16 protein-coding genes and 9 pseudogenes are annotated in these 25,362 nt (G+C 57.2%); 6 read left to right on the top strand and 19 right to left on the bottom strand.

Features of this window, described 5'->3' with window-relative positions:
- Positions 1 to 32 precede the first annotated feature (32 nt).
- Together K426_RS28110 and K426_RS28105 are read right to left on the bottom strand one after the other, a co-directional pair.
- A complete protein-coding gene (locus tag K426_RS28110; RefSeq protein WP_066564600.1) occupies positions 33 to 674 on the bottom strand; it encodes a CoA transferase subunit B in 642 nt (213 codons plus the stop codon).
- Entirely contained in the window at positions 674 to 1,378 is a 705-nt protein-coding gene (locus K426_RS28105) for a CoA transferase subunit A (protein WP_066564780.1), read from the bottom strand. Before K426_RS28105 ends, K426_RS28110 begins: the two co-directional genes overlap by 1 nt.
- A 218-nt stretch (positions 1,379 to 1,596) precedes the next feature.
- On the opposite strand from K426_RS28105, the gene K426_RS28100 reads away from it, so the two are divergent.
- Complete coding sequence (locus tag K426_RS28100; protein WP_066564598.1) at positions 1,597 to 2,838, top strand: aromatic ring-hydroxylating oxygenase subunit alpha; 1,242 nt, start codon at positions 1,597 to 1,599, stop codon at positions 2,836 to 2,838.
- A 206-nt stretch (positions 2,839 to 3,044) separates the two neighbouring features.
- Here the strand turns inward: K426_RS28100 and K426_RS28095 are convergent.
- From K426_RS28095 to K426_RS28085, 3 genes and pseudogenes are all read right to left on the bottom strand, one after another.
- Positions 3,045 to 3,263: pseudogene (locus tag K426_RS28095) on the bottom strand (transposase domain-containing protein); the annotation flags it as partial.
- Between the two features lie 198 nt (positions 3,264 to 3,461).
- A pseudogene (locus K426_RS28090) lies at positions 3,462 to 3,686 on the bottom strand (transposase domain-containing protein); the annotation flags it as partial.
- 31 nt (positions 3,687 to 3,717) lie between these two features.
- Positions 3,718 to 3,933, bottom strand: a complete 216-nt coding sequence (locus tag K426_RS28085) for a helix-turn-helix domain-containing protein (RefSeq protein WP_066564595.1) — start codon at positions 3,931 to 3,933, stop codon at positions 3,718 to 3,720.
- Between the two features lie 193 nt (positions 3,934 to 4,126).
- Between K426_RS28085 and K426_RS30870 the strand changes: the two are divergent.
- A pseudogene (locus K426_RS30870) lies at positions 4,127 to 4,375 on the top strand (IS30 family transposase); the annotation flags it as partial.
- Positions 4,376 to 4,379: 4 nt separating this feature from the next.
- Positions 4,380 to 4,682: pseudogene (locus tag K426_RS28080) on the top strand (integrase core domain-containing protein); the annotation flags it as partial.
- Between the two features lie 179 nt (positions 4,683 to 4,861).
- On the opposite strand, the gene K426_RS28075 reads toward K426_RS28080, so the two are convergent.
- From K426_RS28075 to K426_RS30865, 3 genes are all read right to left on the bottom strand, one after another.
- Positions 4,862 to 6,082 (bottom strand): MFS transporter, encoded by a 1,221-nt coding sequence (locus tag K426_RS28075; RefSeq protein ID WP_066564592.1) that lies wholly within the window; start codon positions 6,080 to 6,082, stop codon positions 4,862 to 4,864.
- Between the two features lie 60 nt (positions 6,083 to 6,142).
- Positions 6,143 to 7,048 carry an SDR family NAD(P)-dependent oxidoreductase gene (locus K426_RS28070; RefSeq protein ID WP_066564590.1) on the bottom strand — a complete coding sequence of 302 codons (906 nt, stop codon included), beginning with the start codon at positions 7,046 to 7,048 and terminating at the stop codon, positions 6,143 to 6,145.
- Between the two features lie 87 nt (positions 7,049 to 7,135).
- Positions 7,136 to 9,523 carry a TonB-dependent receptor gene (locus tag K426_RS30865; RefSeq protein ID WP_082749246.1) on the bottom strand — a complete coding sequence of 796 codons (2,388 nt, stop codon included), beginning with the start codon at positions 9,521 to 9,523 and terminating at the stop codon, positions 7,136 to 7,138.
- A 681-nt stretch (positions 9,524 to 10,204) separates the two neighbouring features.
- Here K426_RS30865 and K426_RS28060 point away from each other — a divergent pair.
- Positions 10,205 to 11,092, top strand: a complete 888-nt coding sequence (locus K426_RS28060; protein ID WP_237230216.1) for an SMP-30/gluconolactonase/LRE family protein — start codon at positions 10,205 to 10,207, stop codon at positions 11,090 to 11,092.
- A gap of 87 nt (positions 11,093 to 11,179) precedes the next feature.
- On the opposite strand, the pseudogene K426_RS32020 reads toward K426_RS28060, so the two are convergent.
- From K426_RS32020 to K426_RS28040, 5 genes and pseudogenes are all read right to left on the bottom strand, one after another.
- Positions 11,180 to 11,334, bottom strand: a pseudogene (locus tag K426_RS32020) (transposase domain-containing protein); the annotation flags it as partial.
- Positions 11,335 to 11,351: 17 nt separating this feature from the next.
- A pseudogene (locus tag K426_RS32015) lies at positions 11,352 to 11,870 on the bottom strand (thiamine pyrophosphate-binding protein); the annotation flags it as partial.
- A 52-nt stretch (positions 11,871 to 11,922) separates the two neighbouring features.
- A pseudogene (gene lpdA, locus K426_RS28050) lies at positions 11,923 to 13,309 on the bottom strand (dihydrolipoyl dehydrogenase).
- 8 nt (positions 13,310 to 13,317) lie between these two features.
- Positions 13,318 to 14,592: a dihydrolipoamide acetyltransferase family protein gene (locus K426_RS28045; protein ID WP_066564579.1), complete on the bottom strand. Its 1,275-nt coding sequence runs from the start codon at positions 14,590 to 14,592 to the stop codon at positions 13,318 to 13,320.
- A 1-nt stretch (position 14,593) separates the two neighbouring features.
- The gene (locus K426_RS28040; RefSeq protein WP_066564577.1) at positions 14,594 to 16,936 is read right to left on the bottom strand and encodes a transketolase; all 2,343 of its coding nucleotides are present in this window, start codon (positions 16,934 to 16,936) and stop codon (positions 14,594 to 14,596) included.
- Positions 16,937 to 17,062: 126 nt separating this feature from the next.
- Between K426_RS28040 and K426_RS28035 the strand changes: the two are divergent.
- Positions 17,063 to 17,549, top strand: a pseudogene (locus K426_RS28035) (Lrp/AsnC family transcriptional regulator).
- 63 nt (positions 17,550 to 17,612) lie between these two features.
- On the opposite strand, the gene K426_RS28030 reads toward K426_RS28035, so the two are convergent.
- The 3 genes from K426_RS28030 to K426_RS28020 all read right to left on the bottom strand — a co-directional run bounded on the left by K426_RS28030 (position 17,613) and on the right by K426_RS28020 (position 22,297).
- Positions 17,613 to 18,890, bottom strand: coding sequence for a spinster family MFS transporter (locus K426_RS28030; RefSeq protein ID WP_066564574.1), 1,278 nt, complete (start codon positions 18,888 to 18,890; stop codon positions 17,613 to 17,615).
- A 93-nt stretch (positions 18,891 to 18,983) separates the two neighbouring features.
- Positions 18,984 to 21,347, bottom strand: coding sequence for a TonB-dependent receptor (locus K426_RS28025; RefSeq protein WP_066564571.1), 2,364 nt, complete (start codon positions 21,345 to 21,347; stop codon positions 18,984 to 18,986).
- A 134-nt stretch (positions 21,348 to 21,481) separates the two neighbouring features.
- The gene (locus K426_RS28020; protein WP_158511802.1) at positions 21,482 to 22,297 is read right to left on the bottom strand and encodes a TauD/TfdA dioxygenase family protein; all 816 of its coding nucleotides are present in this window, start codon (positions 22,295 to 22,297) and stop codon (positions 21,482 to 21,484) included.
- A gap of 288 nt (positions 22,298 to 22,585) precedes the next feature.
- Between K426_RS28020 and K426_RS28015 the strand changes: the two genes are divergently transcribed.
- Positions 22,586 to 23,080 carry an SRPBCC family protein gene (locus K426_RS28015; RefSeq protein ID WP_066564564.1) on the top strand — a complete coding sequence of 165 codons (495 nt, stop codon included), beginning with the start codon at positions 22,586 to 22,588 and terminating at the stop codon, positions 23,078 to 23,080.
- A gap of 118 nt (positions 23,081 to 23,198) precedes the next feature.
- Here the strand turns inward: K426_RS28015 and K426_RS28010 are convergent, their stop codons facing one another.
- From K426_RS28010 to K426_RS28000, 3 genes and pseudogenes are all read right to left on the bottom strand, one after another.
- The gene (locus K426_RS28010) at positions 23,199 to 23,735 is read right to left on the bottom strand and encodes a VOC family protein (RefSeq protein WP_066564561.1); all 537 of its coding nucleotides are present in this window, start codon (positions 23,733 to 23,735) and stop codon (positions 23,199 to 23,201) included.
- The gene (locus tag K426_RS28005; RefSeq protein WP_066564558.1) at positions 23,732 to 24,472 is read right to left on the bottom strand and encodes an SDR family NAD(P)-dependent oxidoreductase; all 741 of its coding nucleotides are present in this window, start codon (positions 24,470 to 24,472) and stop codon (positions 23,732 to 23,734) included. The genes K426_RS28010 and K426_RS28005 overlap by 4 nt, the downstream gene beginning before the upstream one ends.
- Positions 24,473 to 24,602: 130 nt before the next feature.
- Positions 24,603 to 25,355 (bottom strand): annotated as a pseudogene (locus K426_RS28000) (SDR family NAD(P)-dependent oxidoreductase); the annotation flags it as partial.
- Between the last annotated feature and the right edge of the window lie 7 nt (positions 25,356 to 25,362).

Raw genomic sequence — 25,362 nt, 5'->3', positions numbered from 1 at the left:
AAGCAGACCCGCCATGATAACAGGAGCCGACTTCAATCGACGGCGAACGCCGCTTCCGTCTTAGATCTTATTTCATCTAGAGTGATACCCGGTGCCATTGCCCTCAATCTGAAGGGACATGATCCGCGCTCGGGACGTTCGAAGACCGCCAGATCGGTGATGATCATGTCGACCACGTCCGCTCCGGTAAGTGGAAGACTACACTCATTGCGAAACTTGGGTTCTCCGCCTTTCGAGACATGGTCCATCAGGACGATGATCCGCGCCACGCCAGCGACAAGATCCATCGCGCCGCCCATGCCTTTCACCATCTTACCAGGGATGGTCCAGTTGGCGAGATCGCCATTCTGGGCAACCTCAAGGGCGCCCAGAATAGACAAGTCGACGTGACCTCCGCGGATCATGGCAAAGCTCTCGGCGGAGTTGACGTAGGATGCGCCGGGAAGTGCGGTAACCGTTTGCTTGCCGGCGTTGATCAGGTCCGCATCGACCTCATCCTCAAGCGGGAATGGGCCTACGCCTAACATACCGTTTTCGGATTGAAAGGTCACTTCAATGCCTTCTGCTAGAAAATTCGGCACCAGGGTAGGCACACCGATGCCTAGATTGACATAGTCGCCGTCCTTGAGTTCGCGCGCAGCCCGAGCGGCAATGTCGTTACGAGTCCAGGCCATCAAACCGTCTCCGTCCGGATCGTGCGTTGCTCGATCGGTTTCTCATAATTGGTTCCAACGAGTATCCGATCGACATAGATGCCGGGCGTATGCACATGGTCCGGGTCAATCTCTCCCGCAGGCACGAGCTCCTCCACCTCCACAAGCGTTATCTTGGCTGCCGTGGCTGCTATCGGGTTGAAGTTTCGAGCTGTCTTCCGGAATATCAGATTGCCCTTGGTGTCCGCCTTCCAGGCCTTTACCAGCGCCACATCGGCAAACAGGCTTGTCTCCATGATGTACCGCTCGCCATTGAAGCTCCGCTCTTCCTTGCCGTCGGCGACGAGTGTACCCACGCCCGTCTTGGTAAAAAAGGCTGGTATTCCAGCGCCTCCGGCCCGGATGCGTTCGGCCAGCGTGCCTTGGGGATTGAATTCCAGCTCAAGTTCTCCGGCAAGATGTTGCCGTGCAAACTCCTTGTTCTCGCCGACATAGGAGCTGATCATCTTCTTGATCTGGCGGGTCTGGAGAAGCAGGCCCAGTCCAAAATCGTCCACACCGGCATTGTTCGAGATCACCGTCAATTCGCGCACGCCTGAATCCCGCGCGCCAAGGATCAGCTTTTCCGGAATTCCACAGAGGCCAAATCCCCCTGCTACGACGGTCATCCCGTCGAATAAAAGGCCATCAACGGCGGCTCGGGCGCTCTCAACGATCTTTGGCAATATCCTGTCCTTGCAATCGGGAATAATGTCGGCCGGCGTCATGCTGCTTCGTCGGTCCCCTTCCCCAAGATCCTGTGCATATTCTGACACTACCCGTTTCGCAGTCCCTCTTAGGCGGGACGGCCACAGTCGCGTTCGCCGGTCCCCCGCTGGGGGGATAGAGGGGCCGAAGGGCAAGAGTATAAGTTTGTGACGAAATAGGACGAGGAAGGTTGTACATGACCCTGGAAACCCCTGAACGCATCCAATCGATGTGGGAAGCGGCGAGCATGCAAATGCGTGAACGTCGATATCCGGACGATTTTCCTGCGCTGCCGGATATTCCTGCGGCCCGCTATACCAGCGAAGCATTTTATGAGCTCGAGAAGAAACATCTTTGGTCCAGGACATGGCTCTTCGTTGGTTTGGCGCACGAGTTTGACGAACCGGGAAGCTATCGGACCTACACGCTCAACGAGGCCCCGGTAGTCGTCCTGCGAGGGCGGGATGGTGAGTTGCGGGCGTTCCACAATGTCTGCCAACATCGTGGTTCGCTTCTCATGAAGGACGAGGGAGGTGTCGCACGGAACATGCGATGCCTTTATCACTGCTGGACCTACGACCTTGAGGGCAAGCTGATCTTCGTTCCTGACGAACATTATTTTTCGGGCTTGGACAAGGCGGAGCGTGGACTCAAGCCGATCCGCTGCGAACAGTTCGGAAGCCTGGTTTTCGTGAATTTTGACGAGGCGGCGGAGCCATTAATCGATTTTCTGACGGATATCCCGGCACTTTGGTCGGATATTCCGCTTGATGACTTGCGGTTGTTTGATCGCTTCAGCTTTGAAGTAGATTGCAACTGGAAATGCCTTCAGGACAATTTTGCTGAAAATTATCACGCTAAATATGTGCACGAGCACACAATCGATAAGGTGATCGATTCGAAGACCTCGGCGCTGCAGATGATCCGTGGTGGACATAACGCGATTGTCATCAAGTCGCGCGGTGAGCTGACCAGCGGGATGGGTGCTGCTTTCTTTAAATCGGAAAGCGATACAGCGGAAGAGCAAGAAAGTAAGCTCGCCGAGATATCGCGCAGCGGCCAGCGCAGCTATAATATATTTCCCAACGGCACGTTTCCCATCGCCGAGTATCTGTTTCCGATTGTGATGGTCTGGCCGATCGGTACGGGGCGCTGCAAGGTTGAGGTATCATTCGTTAAAACGGGCGACGGGCCGGCGAATGAGCAACTGGACAAGGATACGCTGACCTTCTTCAAAAGCTTTATCGGAGAAGATCTGGATGCCTTGGCCGGCATGCACAAGGCTTTGGCCCACGGTGGCATCGATTCGATACCACTCTGCTGGTCGGAGCAGTTCATCTACAACCATGAACAACATATCGACACGGTAATCGGTCGCGAGAATATTCCGGCGGAGCTGTCGGTCGTGGAAGTCAAACTTCCTTACGCGCACGCTTAGGCTGTTTGCCCGGTCGCTCCAATCTGTGGGCTGGCCGGGCCGAAGGCTTTGCAGGGTGTCCGGTCACGTACAGGACGTCATGGTAGCGAAATCCGCTCAAGGACTTCAATGTTTATCAATGTTGCGGCGGTGACAGACGGGACAAATTCGTCGAGTGTTACCCTTACCGCGGTGCTCTATGGTAAGCGTGGGCTGGAGGCCGCAGATCAGGCAGCTTCGGCGATCGGTTGCTGATCTGGCCGCCAGTTCCACGGCATGATCTCATCCCAACGGGCAGCAGGCCATTCGCCAGCGATCTTGGCGATGACGTCGGCGATATAGGCCTGCGCTTCGAGGCCATTGAGTTTGGCGGTTTCGATGACGGAATAGACGGCGGCAGCGCGATCACCGCCTGCCTTTGATCCGGCAAACAGCCAGTTCTTACGGTTATGGAAAGGTATGCATAAGCGGAAAAATGCGCTCTTCGCCGGCTCCGACGAGGGCGGCGATAACTGGGCGGTCATCGCCACGCTCATCGAAAACTGCAAACTGGGCGGCATCAATCCTCATTGGTTGCATTCTGCCCTTGCCGCATCAGTTCGCTCGCCTTTGAGACCAAGGTAAGCGTGGCCTGAGCACCGCAATTAAGCGGCTTGGGCGACGTCTTGCTCGCTCGGATGCCAGTTCCACGGCATGAGTTCGTCCCAACGAGTAGCGGGCCAGTCGCCAGCGATCTTCTCGATGACATCGGCGATGTAGGCCTGCGGTTCGATGCCGTTGAGCTTGGCGGTCTCGATGACGGAATAGATGGCCGCAGCCCGTTCGCCGCCAGCCTTCGATCCGGCAAAGATCCAGTTCTTGCGGCCGATCACGAAGGCTGATTCATTATGCACCCCCTTTTCAAATGGCGGAAAACAGCGATTTTTGTCTGTCATCTTTATCGCGACACGGGATTTTGCGCGCCAGTTCAACCTTGATCCGTTCGTCTTCGAGGTCGCTGGCGCGGATCTGATAGGGCGCGCAACGCATGACCTGCTCGGCGGGCAATATGCCATCCCTGATGAAGCGTCGAATTTTAACGTGCGAGACCCCGAGTTTGGCGGCCGCGTCCGACATGGTCAGCCATTTGCCGTTCTTGTCAGAAGACCGGTAACCGCTAATTTTGTGCACCGTTCGCAGTGAACCGCCCCGGGTTTGCCGGAGGCTCCAACTTCTGAGTAAGTGGAGCCGAGATGAGCAAGACGACGAACAAATTTTCGCCTGAGGTGCGCGAACGGGCTGTGCGGATGGTGCTGGATCACGAGGGCGATTACAGGTCTACTTCTGCAACCCGCAAAGCCCGTGGCAGCGGGGCACCAACGAAAATACCAATGGCCTCCTACGCCAGTACTTTCCGAAAGGTACCGATCTCAGCGCCCATCATCCCGAGGCGCTTGCTGCTGTGGCTGCTGCGCTCAACAGCAGGCCCCGTAAAACGTTGGGCTGGAAAACACCCGCGGAGGCGCTTGACCAATGCCTCGCTCAGATCGAAAAGCAGCGTGTTGCGACGACCGGTTGAGTCCGCCCAATATGTCTCCATCCGATATTCGGAGCGCCTCGCGGAGGCAGGCATCGAACCGTCTGTCGGCAGCGTCGGCGATAGCTATGACAACGCTTTGGCGGAGACGATCAACGGCCTCTACAAGGCTGAGGTGATCCACCGGCGAGGGTCATGGCGATCCTTTGAGGCCGTGGAATTTGCCACGCTCGAATGGGTGGACTGGTTTAACAACCGCCGCCTGCTCGAACCCATCGGCAACATCCCGCCCGCTGAAGCCGAAGCACAATATTACGCCATGCTGGACGATGTCTCCATGGCTGCGTAACTTAAACCAAATGGCCTCCGGCAAACCCGGGGCGGTTCACCGGCACAAATCCGTTGCAAGTCCACCAGCCTCCTCACGGAGCCTGAATCACATCGAACCGCTCATATCAATGGGTCCTGACCCCAAGAAAACATATGCCCAAATCTTCAATAACAGAACGGTACTGGTATCTCGGATTATTACGACGGCTCAGACACGGCATAACGATACTCGCCTAGAGCTAACGTAACCCCTGCAGCTATGCAGATTAAACTCGTAGCTACGCCGAGTGCGAAATAATAATTACCACCGTAATCATATGACATACCTACTAACAACGGGCCGATAGAATTTCCTAGAGCAAGAAATCCATACAACCAGCCATATATAGCGCCAAATTCCAATACGCCAAAATACCGGCCAACGAAATAGGCGATTATGTCATACTCGGATCCGTATCCAAGTCCGATTAGCACAGCACCTAAGAATGCGCCATCCAACCCGAATGCAAGAGTGACTGCAAATCCCCCACTCGCCATTAACAACACAAGGAAGCCGAGCTTTGGACCGTTAATCCGGTCTAGCAACATTCCAGTGAACAGTCTGCCAACGATCGCAGAAAACCCGATAACCGCGAGAAGTGTCGATGCATGCGCTGGCGACGCCCCCATGTCACGATATGCGAGCATTAGGTGTACGACAATACCGGCAAAGCAGGTACCTGCAAGTAGTGCAACGGCGGTGAGTTTCCAGAGCGTTGCCGTTCTCCGAGCTTCCTTAAGAGTAAGGCCTTGGGTTACACAACCCCACTGCGACAGAGCGACATGATGCAAAACCAGACGTTCTTCTCTAGCGTAATGGCGCAAGGAAAGCCAAAGGACAGGAATATTACAGAATATCAAGAGGGAAAGGCCGATATACGCGAGATGCCAACCGCCCCTCTCAACGAGCGCATTTGTCATGAATGGAATGAAGATTGCCGACACCCCCGTCCCGCTCAAAACCGCCCCAGTCGCCAAGCCTCTGCGTGTGTTAAACAAGCGGCCAATTGGCCTTAACAGAGTTACAGGTAGCATCCCAACGCCCAAAATACCGATAAATGCGTAGCATATGCAGAATGTAAATATGGAGTTTATGATCCACGGCATCCCTGTAACCACGAGGCCGCATAGTATTGCACTGACGATCGAGACGATCATAGTTCCGAATTTGTCGGCAACCTTACCCCCCCCCGTACATGCAATAAACGTCCCGAAAGAGAGCATTGTGATAGCTAACGACGCATATCCACGACCCCACCCGAATTCTCTCTGAATGTCTGGCGCCATCGCTGCGAAGCTATACGACATAACGGCTATCGCACTGGCCGACGTTGTTACGAAGGCACCAAATACCACTCTAATCTTTTGAAAGTCGTTCACTATTACACCGCCATATGCTTATTAATCTGGATGAAATAGCAATTATGGCATCATAAGCGCCTACCTTAGTTTGGCTATTTTCCATGCAGAAAAGGCATGGGCATCGGGGGAGTGAATCAGGACTTCCGTGGCACTCAATTGCCCGGCCATCTTCAAAAAGTCCTCGGGCGTATCGCCATACGCACCGGGATTGTGCGCATAGAGGACACGGCAGGCGTGCCGTCCTCCCGCATCGAAGCACATTCCATTGAATGGCACAGCATCATGGCACAAAAGCGCGACAAAAGCGGCGAGTTGAGAAGGAAGCATCCTTCTCAATGCTTCCTTGCTTTCCCCTTCTGGCACTGTGGTCTCCAACATTTCGCTATACGCGATAGGCAGTACACCATTGATCTTGATGCCTGCCGCCTCGGCTGCAGACTTCAACCCATAGACACTTCCGAACACGCCAGCCTTTGAGATTCCGTAGGACGGATGATTGACTCCAAAAACGGCTGCCGAGGATGTCTGTACCAAGCGTCCGCCAGTCTTGGCCAATTCCGGCCACGCAGCTCTTGTCAAATTCAGCGTGCCATTGAGATTTATGTCCATGGCCTTGGTGAACTCATCGAACCTATCGCCATAAAGAGGTGCATCATTCCAAACTGCCGCATTGTTTATAACGACGTCTAGCCGCCCAAACGCGTCAAGCGCCGATCGCACTATCAGATCGGCTTCGACCGCGACGTCATTACAATCCGGAACTGCGGTACCTCCATTAGCGATGATGTCGCTAACGGTCGCATCGACGGTCCCTGACGTTCGTCCATTGACAACGACAAGCGCACCTCTTTCAGCTAGAAACTTTGCGTAACCTGCGCCGAGGGCCCCACCCGCACCCGTTACAATCACGACCTGTCGGTCAAAACAAAGCTCTTCCACTTTCCACCTCCAGTGCATCACGATATAATCGCTCGCCCCCGTCATGGCATGCCAAGATCCGGGCGAGCGGGATCAGATTTCCCAATGCAACCACATGCATCCATTAGGACAGGCGCTTGATCTATTAGTCCATCACCATTTGTAGCGGACCTGGAAGGCAACATTGCGGGGCTGTTGCTTGGAAGCTGAGCGACTCCCCAGAGAACTGGGATATTGCGCGGCAAAAGTTATGATCTGGGCATTGGTAAGATTCTTTCCGATAATATCGAATGCCCATTTTCCAGATGCGTCCTCAAACCCCAAGCGCGCGTCGAGTCGCACATAGCCATCTTCACGAAGCAACGGATCGTCATTTCCCCGGGTATCATAGCCCGTGGCGAAAAGTCCTTCAACTTCCGTGATCGCCTTGTACCCACCCGGCAAAGGTGCGGTAAACAGGGCCGTGGCAGACCCACTCCACTTTGGCGCAAATGGCGTCCTGTGACCCGACAAATCCTGAAAGGTCAGACCGTTGAACTTTTGAAGGTCGGTTGGAGATGCATTGGGATAGCTCACATACTTCGTGTCTAGATAGCTTCCCGCCACCTCAAGACTCAGCCAGGGAGATACGATGAATTTGCTCTCAAGCTCTACACCCTGACTCCGTGATCGCGCGGCATTTCTGACAATTGTAAACCCTACGCCATTAGGCAGAAACTGATTTATTGAAACCTGCAAGTCGGAATAATCAGATCTGAACGCCGCAAGGTTGAAAAGCACGTGGCGATCGAACAGCTCGCTTTTGAGGCCAACTTCGTACGAGTTTACGTGTTCCGGATTGAAGGGGAAATTCGCCGCGATCGCCGTGTTATCCGCCCCATTGAAACCGCCGGCCTTGAAGCCTCGAGAATAGGATGCATATGCCATGACGTCTCTGGAAAAATGGTATTGAAGCTTTGCTGAAGGCATAAACGCATTGTCGCTGCGGCTCAGATTCACCGAACCAACACTTCCAATTCCTAAGATGCTCGGCAGGGAATTTAGATTCGCGGGAAGCGGTGTAAATACTCCGAATGGAACAGGAGCTGCTGCGTAAAATTCGTCCCAAACGAAGGACTTCCGAACGTGGCTGATGCGCCCGCCGCCTGTCAATCGCAGTTTATCCGTCACCTTCCAGGTGAGAGATCCAAACGCAGACAAGATTCGCTCATTCTGAGTTGATTTGGAGACCTGGCCAATCGGCAAGAAAGGGACCAAAGCCGCTAAGGCGGGACTGGAGGTGATCGTCGAAGACAGGTTGCCAAAATTCAAATCCGTCTCATAAAATAACTGGTCAGACTGAAAGTATGCCCCCACAATATATTCAAGTGAATTGCCATCCGGTGACGTCAGCCGAATTTCCTGACTGAATTGGTCGTATACCTCAGGATTTTGTAGGTTAAGAAGATGAACCGGAGTTCCATCACCATCATACTGCAGGTAGTATTTTGATTTGTAATAGGCCGTCACAGCCGTCAAAACATGATCGCCAATGTGATAATTTATATTTAACACGGCCTCCTTATTATTAAACTCACCATACCCGCCATCATTTACACTATACTTATTGGTGTCTATATTTGGAAGGCCAAGAGAAAGAGAAATCGCGCAGAATCCTCTTGGAGTAAACGGTGCCGGTGGCGGGCAATTATCAGTCTGAGAAATAAGACCGCCGGTTGATTTGCTGTTGCTGACTTCCAGCTTCAAAGTCGCATCGAACAAGTCGGACGGAGCGAAAGCAAGCGTCAGCCGTCCCGCCGCATTCCGCTCCCGTGGTACAAACTTCCCGGTGACTATATTTTCAAGCCAGCCCCGCTGGCCATTAAAAGTACCTGCAACTCGAACATTAAGAGTGTCGGTGATCCGACTATTGACAGCACCCTCCAAAGCGAATTGGCCGCCGCTGTCTCCGTTGGGAGAAATTAGAGCTCTTGCCCATCCGCCGAAGACGTCGTCTGGCTTTTTTGTCACGATATTAAATGCGCCGGCGATCGAGTTATTTCCAAAAAAGGTCGATTGCGGACCTTTGAGAATTTCCATCCGTTCCAAGTCCAGGAACGTACCCGCAGATGTCCGCGAGCGCCCATGATAGACGTCGTCAGTATAAATACCGACAGACTGATCAAAAGACTGATTGGATCCCGATCCGATTCCGCGAATGTAGAGATTTGCGCCGCGCGAACTCCCGAACCCAACTTGAACGGATGGCACTTTGAGACTCACCGTTCCAAGCGAAGTCAGATTGTGCTGAGCAAGGTCGCCGCCTTCGATAACTTGTACCGAGACGGGAACATCCTGGCGCCTTTCGATGCGATGTTGTGCGGTAACGATGATTTCGGTCAATCCGCCGCCTTCATCTCGCTGCGCGGCTGCGTCAAAATTTGATGCGCCGACCGGCTTGGAATCTGTCACCTGAGCGAGCGCGCTTGTCCCACAAAGCAGAGACGCCGCCATCGCGCTGAACGCGGGCGCTGCCCAAGATTTAGCAGTGAAGCTGTTCATTTACCCTCTCCCCAGTTAATTCGCGTGCAGCGCGATTTGCACATCGCTTGCGGGCATCGACTGAACGCTCACACACGCCACGCCGTTATTGTTTGAGTGATCAGTACACAGTCGGATCGTAGCGCGTCAAGTGCATAAATTCCGCTTGCGTCGGCCATATGCGGTTGGGCTCGACCTGATCCGAGAACGTCTGCGCGTCGGTGAACGGTCACGTGCTCAGACCAGAATTTGCGCGGCCCGGCTCTGCTTTGGGGGTTGTCGGGGCGAAGGGAGCCAACATCCCTTGTACAGCTGATCATGGTCTCTTCGCAGGTAGCTTCTGCACCTTCAGGCATCCCTCGAACTGATCGCTGCCATGTAGCCCCAGACGTCGCACGGTGGGCCAAACTGCGTGCTCCGAAATTTCAAATCGATGAAGTTCCTCAGCGGCGTGAGACGTTGACATTTATTTTTCACGCCCTATCCAAACAGTCATGCTGCTGACTCTTTGATCAGCGATGGTCGCTCGGATCGTAGTCTGTGCCGAGTTGTCTCGGGAATATCTTTTCGCGAGAAATGCTAATACAATAGATAGAATATAGGAGAGTTACCGTGCACCATGCTCTACCTCCATTGCGAATTATTGCCGATGGACTAAGCTTCGCAGAGGGGCCCGTGGTCCTTCCGGGCGGAGACATAGCGGTGTGCGAAACCCATGCTGCCGGAATCGTGCGGATAAGTTTAGGCGGTCGGAAGACAAACTATGCCGACGTCGAGGGCGGAGCCAACGGAGCCGCGCTAGGAAGCGATGGCGCGATGTACATCTGCAACAATGGCGCTTGGTATGGGAAGTCTGGTATTCAGGACGGTAGCGCCCGTATCGGTGGCAGAATTCAGCGCGTTTTAGAAGGGGGGCAGCCTCATACGCTTTACGACCACTGCGATGGCCGGCGGCTTATGGCCCCCAACGATATCGTATTTGATGAACACGGAAATTTCTACTTTACAGATTTCGGCTCGCATATCCGCGACATCCGTGACGTCGGAGTGTCGAATGGCGATAAGGACATCGTCGGTATACTAAATATTGTCATTCACTGTCCTCCAGGATCGCTTTATTATGCGTCGCCTGATGGCAAGATGATCCGAGAGATTGTGCATCCGCTCTTGGGCGCTAATGGTGTCGGCCTGAGCCCTGATGGTAAGACCCTCTATGTAGCAGAATCGACCACAGCCCGATTGTGGGCGTTCGAGCTAATCGGCCCTGGAGAGGTGGGAAGCCGGCGGTGCTTGGGCACGTTGCCGCTCGGGACGACTCTGAACATCGCTGTCGCCGATTCGCTTGTTGTGGACTCTGCTGGCAATATTATCGTGGGTACGATCCTCAATGGGGGATTGACCGTCTTCAGTCCAGATGGAACGACTGTTCTGCATGTTCCCACGGGCGACATGTTGACGACTAATGCATGCTTTGGTGGCCCAGACATGCGGTCGCTTTACGTCACTCTCGGTGAACGGGGTGCGCTAGGCGTGTTCGATCCCTGGCCCGTTGCCGGGCTAAAACTAAACTTCCAGCCAGATCATTCCTGACCTGCCCCCCGCTGCATCCCTCGATTTGATGTAGAGTCTGCCCCACTCGAAGGGCAAGCATACGCTGAAGGCCGCGGCGTGGTTCGATCAGGCTGCGATTGCGCGCTGAATTGCGCACCAATTCCACGGCAACAGGGCGTCGATTTGGTTGATAGGATGGTCGGCGATGCGGGCGAGGACATCGGCGAGCCAGGCCTGGGCTCGACCTCGTTGAGGCGACAGGTCTGGAGCAGTGAGTAAGCTGCCGTACGGTCCCTGAATCATAGGGAGCGAGCGCGACCTGCACATCCTTGGGAATTTCGATCAGAACCGGCCCCGGTCGCCCCAGCGTCGCGACGCGAAAGGCGTCGTGGATCGTCTGGGCCAGCCGACTCCCATGTTTCACGAGATAATTATGCTTCGTGCAGTGCCGCGTGATGCCGACCGTATCGCATTCCTGAAAGGCGTCAGTGCCGATGAGATGTGTGGGCACTTGGCCGCTCAGCACGATGACGGGAATGGAGTCCATCATGGCGTCGGTGAACGGCGTGACCAAATTCGTCACTCCGGGGCCGGAAGTGACGAGCACGACACCTGGCCTTCCCGTGGATCGTGCATAGCCTTCAGCCGCGTGGGCGGCTGCGACTTCGTGTCGGACCTGGATATGTCGTATCCGACCATCTGAGAAAAGCAGGTCATAGATGGGGAGGACCGCGCCACCGGGATAGCCGAACACGGTATCGACGTCCAGATCGATCAAGGTGCGGATGATGATCTCTGTTCCGGACAGTTCATCCATTATGTCACCTTAGGTGTTTGCCGAACCGGGTCGTGGCATGGTCCAGCTCGTTTCAGATATGCAGTGCGCGGCCATAGGCGCTCAGCACGCCTTCATGCATGACCTCGGAAATGGTCGGGTGCGGGAATACCGTGCCCATCAGTTCGACCTCAGTCGTCACCAGCGTCTTGCCGACGACATAGCCCTGGATCATCTCGGTCACTTCCGCGCCAATCATGTGCGCTCCCAGAAGCTCGCCGGTGGCTTCGTCGAACACGGTCTTGACGAAGCCCTCGGCCTCGCCGAGCGCAATCGCCTTGCCGTTGCCGATGAAGGGGAATTTGCCGACTTTGACCTTGTATCCGGCTGCCTTGGCCTTGGCTTCGGACAGGCCGACGGAGGCTACCTGCGGACGGGAATAGGTGCAGCCCGGAATGTTCAGCACGTCCATCTCGTGCGGATGCTGGCCGGCGATCGCCTCGACGCAGATCACCGCTTCGTGCATCGCCTTATGCGCCAGCCAGGGAGCGCCAGTGACGTCACCGAACGCATAGATGCCCTCGACATTAGTCCTGCCATAGCCGTCCGTGACGATGTGGCCGCGATCGGTCTTCACGCCCAGTTCCTCAAGCCCGATATTCTCGGTATTGGGGACGATGCCGATAGCGACGACAGCGTGGCTGAACTCCTCCGTGGTGAAGGTGCCGTCCTTCGCCTTGATCTCCGCCTTCACACCCTTGTCGCCTCCAGCTTCTGCAGGCCGGTGGAGGTGCGGATGTCCATGCCACATTTTTTCAGCTGTTTCTCCATGAAGACGCTGATTTCCGCGTCCTCGCCAGGGAGCAGGCGGTCGAGCATTTCGACGATTGTGATCTTCGCGCCCATGTCGCCGTAGAAGCTGGCGAATTCAAGGCCGATCGCGCCCGAGCCGATGACCAGCAGGTTGGTCGGCATTTCCGGCGGGGTCATGGCGGTGCGGTAGGTCCAGATCTTCTTGCCGCCGGCCGGCGCGAAAGGCAGGTCGCGGGCGCGGGCGCCAGTGGCGACGATGATCTTCTTGCCTTCAAGAACCGTCTTCTGGTCGCCTTGGGTGACTTCGAGCTTGCCCTTGCCGGTTAGCTTGCCGGCGCCCTCGACGACCGTGATCTTGTGCTTCTTCATCAGGCCCTTGACGCCGCGGTTTAGCTGATCGGCGACCTTGCGCGATCGCTGCACGACCTTTTCGAGGTCGTATGCGGGCTTGGGCGCTGACAGGCCATAAGCCTCCGCATGGGTGATGTAGTGATAGATTTCCGAGGAACGCAGCAGCGCCTTGGTTGGGATGCAGCCCCAGTTGAGGCAAATGCCGCCCAGCCGCGCTCAACGATCGCGACTTTCAGGCCCAGCTGCGCCGCGCGGATTGCCCCGACATAGCCGCCGGGGCCTGAGCCCAGGATGATAAGATCATAGATGTCGGCCATGATGCGGGTCAGCTCACGATCTGTAGGGGGTGTTCGATAAGGTCGCGCAGCGCCGCCATGAACTGCGCCGCCGTGGCACCGTCGATCGCGCGGTGATCGAAGCTGGCGGTCGCGGCCATGATCGTCGCCAGGGCGATGCCGCCATCGACCTTCCACGGTTGCTCGACCCCAGCCGCGACGCCCAGTATCAGGGCCTGCGGGAGATTGATGACCGGGAACATCTCGTCGATGCCGAGCATGCCCAGGTTGGAGATGGAGGCGGTGCCGCCCTGATAGTCTTCGGGCGCCAGCTTGCCGTCGCGGGCCTTGATCGCCAGCGCTTTGCTCGCCTGGGCGATCGCGGAGAGGGACAGGGCGCCGGCGTCACGGATCACCGGGGTCACCAGCCCGCCCTCGATTGCCACGGCCATGGCTATGTCCACGCGCGCGAAGCGGTGCAGCACCTCTCCGCCGAACTGGACGTTGACGTCGGGCACCGCCGTCATGGCGAGCGCCATCGCCTTGATCAGCAGGTCGTTGACTGACAGCTTGATCCCACGCGCGTCGAGACCCGCATTCAGTTCGCCGCGCAGGCGGTTGAACGCATCGATATTGCAGCGGGCCGTCAGATAGAAATGCGGGACATTCTGCTTGGACTCGGTCAGGCGCCGCGCGATTGTCTTGCGCATGGTGGTGAGCTTGACCGTATTCACCGGAACGCCTGCCGGCGGATCATAGACCGGCGCGGCAATGGCTGCGGGAGCGATGGCGGGCACGGCCATGGCCGGGGCGAGCAGGGACGGGAGGCCCAGATCCGCCTTGACGATGCGGCCCCGCGCACCGGAGCCTGCGATGCCGAGTAGCGACAGGCCGCGCACGGTCGCGATCCGCTTCGCCAGCGGCGTAGCGTTGATCGTGCCATTGTCCGGCGCAGGGGTTCTGGGCGCTGGCGCCGGATCGGCCACGGGGGCAGGGGGCACGGCGGCGGGCGGCGCGAGCGATGCCCTCTCCTGAACGGGGGCGGCCGACACCGTTTCCAGCGCGCGCGCATCGACCTTCTCCCCGGCCTCTGCGACCGTCGCGATTACCGTACCCACCGGCACGTCCTGACTGCCTTCAGGGATCGCAAGCGATGCGATCGTGCCCTCGTCGATGGCCGCCAATTCCATCGTCGCCTTGTCGGTCTCGATCTCGGCGATCAGGTCGCCCGGCTTGATCGTGTCGCCGACCTTCACCAGCCATTTGGCCAGAGTGCCCTTTTCCATCGTTGGCGACAGCGCCGGCATCGTCAGTTCAATCGCCATGTCATGCCTCCAGGAAGAGTTCGGCGGCCGCTTCGACGATCGCGTCGGCGTCCAGCCTGTAGGTCCGGTAAAGATCGGGCAGGTCGCCGGTCTGACCGAAGCGGTCGATGCCCAGCGGGCTGACGCGCATCCCCTTGACGCCGCCCAGCCAGGACAGGGCGCCGGGCGATCCGTCGATCACCGTGATGAGGCCGGCGCCGGGTGCCAGGGCAGAGAGCAACTGCTCGACATGGCTCGGCGCCACACTCTTGTCTGTCCAGCGCGCCGCTCGCCGCGCCGACCAGCCGCGATGCAGCAGATCGGGCGACGTCACGTTGAGCAGGCCCAGGCCCGGCATGTCTTCCGAAAGGATGTCCCAGGCGGCGAGAGCCTCCGGAGCGATCGCGCCGGTGAAGATGATGGCGGCTTCGGAGCCGGGCGCGGGTTGGCGCAGCCAATAGCCGCCCTTGAGCGCATCGGTTTCCCACTCCCCGCCGGTCCGCGCGACTTGCGGGATCGAGCGGGTGCTGAGGCGCAGATAGACCGAGCTGCCGTCGGGTTTCTGCATATGCTCGAAGGCGTGGCGCATCATCAGCGCGACCTCGTCGGCAAAGGCGAGCTCGAAATAGTCGAGATCGGGCTGGCCCATGCCGATCAGCGGCGTGTTGATCGACTGGTGCGCGCCGCCCTCCGCGCCCAGCGTCAAGCCAGACGGCGTGCCGACCAGCAGGAAACGGGCATCCTGGTAACAGCCATAGTTGAGCGCATCGAGGCCGCGCGCAATGAACGGATCATAGACGGTGCCAATCGGCAGCAGTCGCGTGCCGAACTGCGGGGCGGACAGACCCAGCGCCGCCAGCATCAGGAAGAAATTATTCTCCGCTATGCCCAGCTCGATATGCTGCCCCGCCGCATGGCCCGACCATTTCTGGGCCGAGGGTATCTTGGCGGCGTGGAACACGTCCTTCAATTCGCTGCGGCGGAACAGGCCGCGCCGGTTGACGAAACCGCCGAGATTGGTGGTCTGGGTGACGTCAGGCGCGGTCGTGACAATGCGGTCGCCCAGCGGATCGCCGGCCTTGGCAAGGTCCATCAGGATGCGGCCGAAGGCGGACTGGGTCGACTGTTCCTCACCCTCGGGCACGGGCAGGCGCGCCGGGACCGGCACGGCTTCGGCTTGATGCTCGGGTGGGGTCGCGGCAAAGGCGCTGCGGCCGACGAAGGCCTTCAACTCCGCCGCGACATTGTCGCCCAGCCCGCCATAGGGCTCCCATTCCTGCCCCTCGGCGATGTTCAGGTTGGCGCGCAGTACGGCGATCTGGGGCGGGTTCATCATGCCCGAATGATTGTCCTTGTGCCCCGCCAGCGGCAGGCCGAACCCCTTGATCGTATAGGCGATGAACATCGTTGGAGTTTCGTCGTCGGCGGCGGCGAACGCCTCCAGCAGCGTCTCAACACAATGACCGCCCAGATTGGTCATCAGCGCCGCCAGCGCCGGGTCGTCATAGCCGTCCAGCAGCTTGCGGACATTGACCTTGTCGCCGATGTCGGCGATCAGCCGCGCACGCCAAGCTGCGCCGCCCTGATAGGTCAGCACCGCATAATCGGCATTGGGGCAACCATCGATCCATTCTTCCAGGCTCTTGCCACCCGGCTTCTTGAACGCGGCGCGCTGCAACTTGCCGAACTTGAGTGTCAGGACGCGCCAGCCGCAGGTTTCGAAGATATCGTCGAAACGTCGGAACATACGGTCCGCGGTGGTGTGATCCAGAGACTGGCGATTATAGTCGACGATCCACCAGCAATTGCGGATGTCATGCTTGTAACTCTCGATCAGGCATTCATAGATATTGCCCTCGTCCAGTTCCGCGTCGCCCATCAGCGCGATCATGCGGCCCGCATCTTCGGCGGGCATCTGGGCGTGCGCGATCAGATAATCCTGCACCAGACTGGCGAATGCGGTGATGGCGACCCCCAAGCCGACCGACCCGGTCGAGAAATCGACCGGAATTTGATCCTTGGTGCGCGACGGATAGCTTTGCATGCCGCCCAGGCCGCGAAATCGCTGCAATTGGTCCAGGCTCTGATTGCCCAACAAGTAGTGAATGGCGTGCAGCAGCGGACCGGCATGCGGCTTGACCGCAACCTTGTCTTGCGGGCGTAGCACGCTGAAATAGAGCGCAGACATGATAGTCGTCATGGATGCGCAACTGGCCTGATGCCCACCGACCTTCATTCCGTCGCGCTTCATGCGCACATGATTGGCGTTGTGCACCGTCCAAGATGACAGCCAGCGCAGCCGAGTGTCCAGCGCTTCGAGCGCGTGGATATCCGCCTGCCGGGTATCCGATGTCGCGATGGTCATAACGTGCCTCCAATAAGCAGGTCACATTTTATAGCGCCGTAAGTTGTGCAAATCCTTGCGAATATTGCTTCTATAACTTAGTATCTTGGCATATGTTTGATGATAATCCAGGAATGTAAGAATATAATGCCACAAAATCCCCTAGATGAGATTGATCGCAAAATTCTAGACCGGCTCCAGGGAGACGGCCGCATCACCAATCAACAGCTTTCGGAAGACGTGGGGCTTTCTCCCAGTCCGTGCCTTCGCCGGGTGCCTTCGCCGGGTGCGTTTGCTGGAAGAGAACGGCATCATCGCAGGCTATGTGACGCTGGTGAAGCCGGAAGCGGTTGGTTTGTCGGTCAATGCCTTCGTCCGCATCCGCCTGGACCAGCAAGACGACAGCCATCTGGCACTGTTCGAAGCGGCGATTGCGGCTTTTCCGGAGGTCATGGAATGCTACTTGATGACGGGCGAGGCCGATTATCAGTTGCGCGTTCTCGTCGGTTCGCTCGGTGAGTTCGAGGATTTCCTGCGCCACAAGCTCACCCGGATCAAAGGGGTGTCGCAGCTGACGACCAGCTTCGCCCTGCGCCCGGTGGTCTATCGTACGGCTTTGCCCGTACCGGCCTGATAGCCGGTGTCCACGAGGATGGGGCGCAAAAAATATGTGTCATCGGGCTATCCAGCGAACGGCCTATGCCGGTTCGGCCTGCACCGCGTCGCGGCGGATGCAATAGACAACGAACAGAATCGACAGCCCAGCAACCAGGAAGAAGGGAGACAGGCTGATAATGGCGATTTCGATGCCTTTGGTGCCGTAACGCGGCGTTGCCCAGTCGCTTACCATGCCGACAAAGGGTGGGGCGAGGCCGGTCCCTATCAAATTCGTGATCAGTGTCGGGACGGCGGCAGCGAGCGCCCGCTGATGTGCCCCTACGGAATTCTGGATGATCGCCATGGCGGGCGTATAGAACATCATATTCGGTATCAGGGGGATCGCCAGAAAGAACAGGCCGATCGTCCAGCTATCCAGAAGGCTGCCGGTGACGAGGCAGGGGATGGCAATCACCATGAGCAAGGCCGGGATCATGACCGATATGACGGGATTCCGGCTGAACCGGCTGTTCAGATATCCCCCTGACAGCGCACCGAAGGCGATCGATCCACCCACGACAAGGCTGTAATAGGATGCCACTTCGCCCATGAGCATGCCCTTTGAGCGCATCAGCATCGCTGGGACCCAGCTCGCAAAACCGGAAAATGCAAAACTGCAGAGCGCGCAGGATATCATCAGCGACACAAAGGTCCTGTTCCCGATGAGGGCGCGCATCGTCTGCAGCGCGGCGTGAGGTTCTTCGTTCAGCTTGGCTTCATGGTCGAGAGCGCCGCGCTTGGGCTCGGCCACGAATATCAACAGGCAAAGCGACAGAAATACGCCGAACCCGCCAATAGAGAAAAATGTCACGCGCCAGCCATATTGCACGGTCAACCACCCGCCGACTGCAACGCCTACCGCCGCGCCGAACGGGACGCCCAACGAGTATATGCCGATCGCGATTCCGCGATGCCTCGCTTTGTAATAATCCGAAATGATGGAATAGGATGGCGGCACGCCGCCCGCTTCGCCTATGCCGACCCCCACTCTGGCTATCGCCATATGCACGAAGCTGTTGGCCGCACCGCAAAGACCGGTGCTGATGCTCCACAAGGCACAGGAAAAGGCGACGATCCTCACCCTGTCGGCGCGATCCGCGTACCAGGCCAATGGCAAACCGGCCAACGCATAGACGGCAGCGAACGCAAAACCGGACAGCAGCCCGAGCTGTGTGTCTGTCATGCCGATATCCCGCTTAATGGGTTCAGCCAGCAGCGATACAAGCTGTCTATCTATATAGTTGAACGTATATACGAGGCAGAGAATGAACAGCGCGACCTGCGGTTGCCAGTGATTGATTGGTCGTCCCTTAGCCATCGCACAGTTACCTTTGCACACCGGGCGAAAGCGTTAGCGGGTTAACATTTTCTTCCCACAAGCGTAATTGCATCTTGGACCGGTCATAAATTTTCAGAAAGTTTTGGTGATCTCGGCTCCATAGGTCCGGGGCGGATTATACTGACCTGAAGCGACAAAACCCAGAGCACCTGATAGATCGATCGGGCCAGGCCCATATTTTTCCTTCGTGATATTCTTCGCGAAAATGGCGAATGTTGTCCCCGATTTTGAAAGGTCCAAGGCGATCCGCGCATTCAGTTGCTCATGGCTCGGTGAATAAGCGCTGGGTTCAGATACAAGTTGCCTGTCCTCCCATGAATAGTCGATGTTGGCTGACACTGTCCCGATAGTGATCGGCTGCGTATAGGCCGCCGACACGCCTATCCGCCATTTCGGCGTGAACCAGACAGGCAGGTTGGTCAGATCGACACCGGTCGGCGTGAGGTAGCGCGTAAATTTCGCGTCGGTATATGCACCGTTTGTGGAGATTTCCAATCCTTTTACCGGCAATACGGTCGCTTCGAACTCAATGCCGTTTACCTTGACGCCGGCAGCATTCTGCGTGGAAATCGGCGTGCTTGTGCTGCCCACCACTGGCCGCGCCTGGTTGCGGATGGAATCATCAATGATAGAGTGATAGCCGCTGACATTGACCCGCAGGCGGCGATCAAACCATTCCGACTTCATGCCGACTTCGTAATCGGTCACGACTTCGGGACGGAACGGAATGAACGCTACATCCGCTGCGGCGACCGTCGTCGCGCCCGCGGTCTCCTGCAATCCGCCCGAACGATAGCTGCGGCGGGTGGTGGCATAGAATAGCAGGTCTCTGTCAGGTTTATATTCGATGCTACCGGTATAGCTCCAGCGCGTGAACGACACGTCCATCGGCCTTATGCAATTGGCAATACCCCCGATAGATGCGAGGCTTCGTCCAAGGGAAAGGCAATTTGTGTTGTTATAGTTGCTGGAATCCAGAGACCGGTCATCCCGGCTCAGCCGAACGCCGCCCGTGACCGACAATGTATCCAGCACGCGGAATGTGTGTTGCGTGAAAATGCCCTTGCTGCGGTTGCCCACGCGCGCGTTTTGAAACGTTATGGCATTATTGCCACCTATCCGCCGCAGACTCTCTTGCCACGACGTTTCCATCCCGTTCTCCTTGGAATAATAGAGGCCGAGGATCGATTTTAGGCGTCCGTCCAGAAAATCGCCGGAAATCTGGAGTTCCTGGGAAAATTGCCGATCGTGCGCCGCCAGATAGGGATATTGAAGGATGGCATATGGAGTGCCGTCCAGATCCGATGTGCCGTTGCGGTCGAACCGCCGCAGCGCCGTGATCGATTTTGCCGATATCTTGTCGTTCAAATCATAATCGATCGTAGCCGAAAAACCCCATGCCTTCATGTCTTCCCTGGCCGCCTGGTCAAAATTACCGTCGCGCGCGTTGCCGGCGGAAAATGTGCGCAATGCCCTGTCTGCATCCAGCAGCAGCGCGTCACGGGTCGCAGGCGAAAGCGCCAGCCACGCCGCAAGGTTTGGAATATCGTTGCGCTCCAACGCTGCTTCGACCGTAGGGAACGGCCCGCCGGTGCCGGCACCTGCGACAGTTGGCGCCTGTAGAAAGCTGAAACCCTTATAGGCCCCCTGCGTCGACCGCGTTCTGCTGTAATCCGCCCGTAGCGTAGCCTGGAACGTCGTTCCAGGGGTCCAACTCAACGCCGTTCGGAACATCCGACCGTTGACCTTGTCCGTACGAGAGCCGTCGAACATATTGCGGCCGTAGCCGTCGCGTCCGAAAAAAGAAGCCACGCTTCGTGACGATAGCGTATCCGTGACGGGGAGATTAAGTACAGCCGATGCCGCGCGATCGCCATAGGCTCCGATCCGGGCTTTGACGCTTCCCTCCAGGCGATCCGTAGGCGCTTGGGTGAAGAAATTGATCGCGCCGCCTGATGTGTTTTTGCCGAACAATGTGCCCTGCGGGCCGGACAGCACTTCCACCCGCGCTATATCCAGTAGTTCGGAGGCGTTAACGCCCACGGCGCGGGGGAGATATACGCCATCCACATAAATGCCCACTGCCGGATCGTTGTTCAGTCTTATATCCACATACGCCACGCCTCGGCTTGCGAGGATGACGGATGTATTGCCGAATGATGCTGGGATGATGTGTAGGGAGGGCGTGATCTGCTGTAACTGGATAAACTGCGTTATCGATTTTGCGACGAGATCTTCGCCACTGGCCACGGTCAGGGAGATGGGAATGTCCTGCGCATTTTCCGCCCGTTTGCGCGCGGTGACCACGATGTCGCCCAGCATATTGTCTGCGCGCTCTTCCGTGCCGGTCTGTGCTGAGGCTTGTTCGATCGATACCGACGGTAAGCACGAAACGGCCGCAAACATGATAGTCGAAACCTGAAGCGCACGCGCCATGTCAAAACTCCCCCCAACATTTATCTCTATTATATTTAGTCATTAGACGACGGGGGCGATCTCCCGATGCAACAGCATCCGAATGATCACCCCCGACTAATCTTGATGCGAAGCGCAGGCAGGGCCTATGTTAGTCAGGCCGTTCGCAATTGGGGAGGAAGGCGATCGGCCGGCACGGGCGGGCGATACATATTGCTGTCCTGGCACTCAGTTATCGTCACGCGCTGCAGTGTGCGGGTGACGCCCGGCGTCAGGCCGCCACGCGCATGCTGGAATGCATGATTGGACCATACCACCATGTCGCCGTTGCGCCAGCGATGCTGGTAGATATTGGATGGGGCATAGAGGTAGCCATAAAGCTCAGCCAGAAGCTCTTCGCTCTCGCTTTCCTCAACACCCTTCAGGGCAGCCGTGTTCTGCTGCGTGACATACAAAACGGGCAAATTGGTGATGGGATCGGTCGCGATGACGGGGTGATTGGCAACAGGGGCATCTTCGGGATATCCCTCCAGTCGCTGGCGACCGTTGATCGCTTCCGACGAATAGCCGTAAAGGTTGACGCTTTCCAGTTCGGCAATCCGGCGGCGCAAATCGTCCGGAAGGGCCTTCAATGCCGCCAGACCGTTCGCAAATTTCGTCCAGGTAGCTTCATACTGAACGTCTATGGCATGAAGCGAGATGCCGAGCAGCGGCGATTCTGTATAGATGAAATCGGAATGGAACGACACATCGATGTCGCCCAGCATGCCGTCAACGCGCGTATTCGAGACATAGCCGACGGTCGTCCAGTCGTCCAATATAGGTCCCAGCTTTCCAATGATACGGCGTTGCTGCTCCAACGTCAGATTCTGATCCCGGAAAAGCAGAAATCCGTGCTTCTGGAACAGCTCGACAACCTCATCATCATAGGTCGACTCGCGCAGATCTACACTTACCTCGACGCCGCCCACCGGCAATTCCGTATAAGAGAAAGACATCAAACTCACCTTTTTTCTGGCTATGGTTTTGACCGTAGAAGCTTGCCGAGCTTACTGACTTAGTGATCAGCTATCACCGTTCTAAAATGCTGTCAATGCGACACGTGGGTTGCTAAGCAGAATCAGGCCCCGGCCAGGCCGAGCGTCGAATCCGGTTGCTGCGGCGGGCAATGGGCTGCCGCTTCTTAGCGCCATAAAGCCAAGGCAACTTCCGCAAATTTTATGACACGACAGATTTACGTATAACAATGGAGATGAAATATGGACAAAGACGAGACCTGCGAGATCATCCCGCAGCAAACCTACGCGCGCCATGTCGTTTTTTATCCCGTATCTGTCGTGTGGGACGCTATTCGCGATTTCGACGCTCATGGATCATGGCTGCCGCACGTTGAAGCTACGGAGATGTTGGATAGCCCTTCCGGCGACATACGCACGATCCGAAGACTGCGATTTTCGGATGGATCATATGCAGATGAACAGGTCACCAAGGTGGACGATGAGGAAAATATCCTCGAATATACGCTGGTCGGCGAGACGGCATGGCCCATTCGCGACGTTCGCGGTATCATTGCCGCGACGGGTGATGAAAGCGCGACACTGGTAGAGCGCACGGTTAACTTCAATTCGGTAGGCGACCCTGGCGCGGCCAGCGTACTGATAGCAAACTTCAACGCCGGCTTGCTCGAAAGTCTGGAGCATCTATCCGTTTATCTGGGAACGCAATTGGTGGAGGGCGATGCGATCCCCATCTGACCGAGGTGCCGACGGCCAGAAAATGAGTGTTGTGGCGTGCCCGCGCGGCCGGCGGCACCACGCGCGACACGATATACCGAAGTGCTGAAAAGCGCGCAGTTTGCCCATGTTTGTTCGATCAAGTTTGGGCGAAGCTGCGTATCGGTGCGTCACCGTTCCAGCGATCGGCCGCATCCCGGATCATGGCGCGGGTCCGGTCGAAAGCGGGCGTGCTCTGGATGAATTCCGTCAGGTAGCCGTGTTGGGCGCGCGTATCGATGAACATGTATCGCGTTTCGCCGAACCGGTCCTCGAAGAAGGGCGGTAAATCCAGTGCCGCATATTGTTCGACGATAGCGTCCAGGTCAGAGACCGCGACGCCGATATGATGCAAGTCGCCTTGCGGTGGACATACCTGATCCCCGAACAGCGGGCATGTGGCCACATGTTGCTGGATGAGCTCTATCTGGATATCGCCGGCCTGGGCGATAGCGGCACTGATCTCGAACGACGCTGGCCGTCCCAGAAAAAGAGCCCGCTGGGAAGGAACCCTGGGGGAGAAGAAAAAAGGTCCAATACCACGCACCTCGATCCAGTGGCGCATGGCCTTCTGGATGTCGCTGACGATCCATGCGCGTTGGAATATTTCCCGATCCTTGTCCTGCGCCTGGATCATTGCGCGGTAAACCCCCCATCCACTGGGATGGCCGCACCGGTTATGAAGGATCCGGAACTGCTGGCGAGAAAGATCACGAGTCTTGCAACCTCATCGGCATCGGCAAACCGCTTGAGCGCATGTTTGTCGATCCATTGCTGGGCATTGGATGCGTCCTGCGCCAGATACTGTTCGTTGAGCGGGGTGAGTATGCCGCCGGGACAGACGGCATTCACACGGATGCCCACGTCGCCATATTCCAGCGCAGCAGTCCGTGTGAGGCCGATAATGCCTGATTTCGTCGCCGAATAGATTGAGGCTGACGGATTGCCGACCAGACCCGCGATCGAGGAAATATTCACGATGGAGCCGCCACCGCGATCGAGCATCATGGGAATGGCATGTTTCATGAACAGGAACGTCGAGCGCAGGTTCGTATCGACAATCATATCGAATTCGATGTGCGAATATTCGTGAAGTTTCTTGGGTTGGCCAGAAATGGCGGCGTTATTGCATAAAATATCGACGCCGCCCCAGCGCTCGTCGATGGTCGCGAACAGGGACGCGATTTGCGCGACGTTGGCGATATCCGCTACGATTGGGTGTGCTTTCGGGCCCAGCGATGCGGCCGTGTCGTTTACGGCAAGATCGCGGTCGATGCAGATCACTTCGGCGCCCCCTTCCACCAATTGGCTGGTAATGGCTTTGCCTAGCCCTTGCGCAGCACCAGTTACGACGGCGATCTTCTCATTCAGCATCCTCGTTCGCCTCTTCAGTTTTTTGGAAATGGCAGGGCCGTGCCGCCCCTCATCGCCACAACCCCGTTTCAGCATGTCCACCCAACTGCCGGATGGCGGCGATCAACAACACTATGCACAAAGGATTGCCTTACGTGACGCGCTGGATCTCGCGTATGGCCCGTTCCGAAAGGGAAGGAAGCCGGCAGGTCATGCCGCCGTCCACCACTATGGCCTGCCCAGTGATATAAGCACCGCCATCCGACGCCAGAAATACAGCGGCAGATACCACCTCTTCTTGCTGGCAAGATCGATTGAGGACAGTTGCGGCATCCAGATAGGCCCGCCCTTCGGCGGTATTGGGGGCCGGAAAACCGCTTCGAGTCATTCCGGTCACGACATTGGCGGGGTTGATGCAATTGACCGTAATGCCGTTCCGCCCAAGCTCGATCGGCAGCCCCTTCATGAGCCCGGATACCGCGTGTTTGGACGCCACATAGGGGCCGTAACGCCGCAAGCCAAAATCTACGTTCACCGACGACGTGGTGATGATCCTGCCATATGCGCTCTCCCGCAAAAGGGGAATGCATGCCCGACTAATCCGAAACACCGCATCGACATTGACGGAAAAGACTCTCGCCCAGCTTGCATCGCTGGTTTCCTCGATGGGCCCCAGATCCCCAGGAACTCCGGCATTGTTGACCAGGATATCGAGCCCGTCCAATTCGCTCTGGATAGTGCCCACAAGCGTATCGGCGGCATCACCGGCGGTGACGTCCTGCCTGAGCGCCCTGATGGCGCTGGACGCTCCAAACGCAGCCATGAGTTTGTATTCCGACAAATCGACAGCCAGAACCTTCGCGCCTTCTTGCGCAAATAATTCTGCAATGGCGCGTCCGATGCCGTCGGCG

Origin of the sequence: Sphingobium sp. TKS (assembly GCF_001563265.1) — a bacterium.
GTDB lineage: Bacteria > Pseudomonadota > Alphaproteobacteria > Sphingomonadales > Sphingomonadaceae > Sphingobium.
This window is presented reverse-complemented; position numbering and strand designations above follow the sequence as displayed.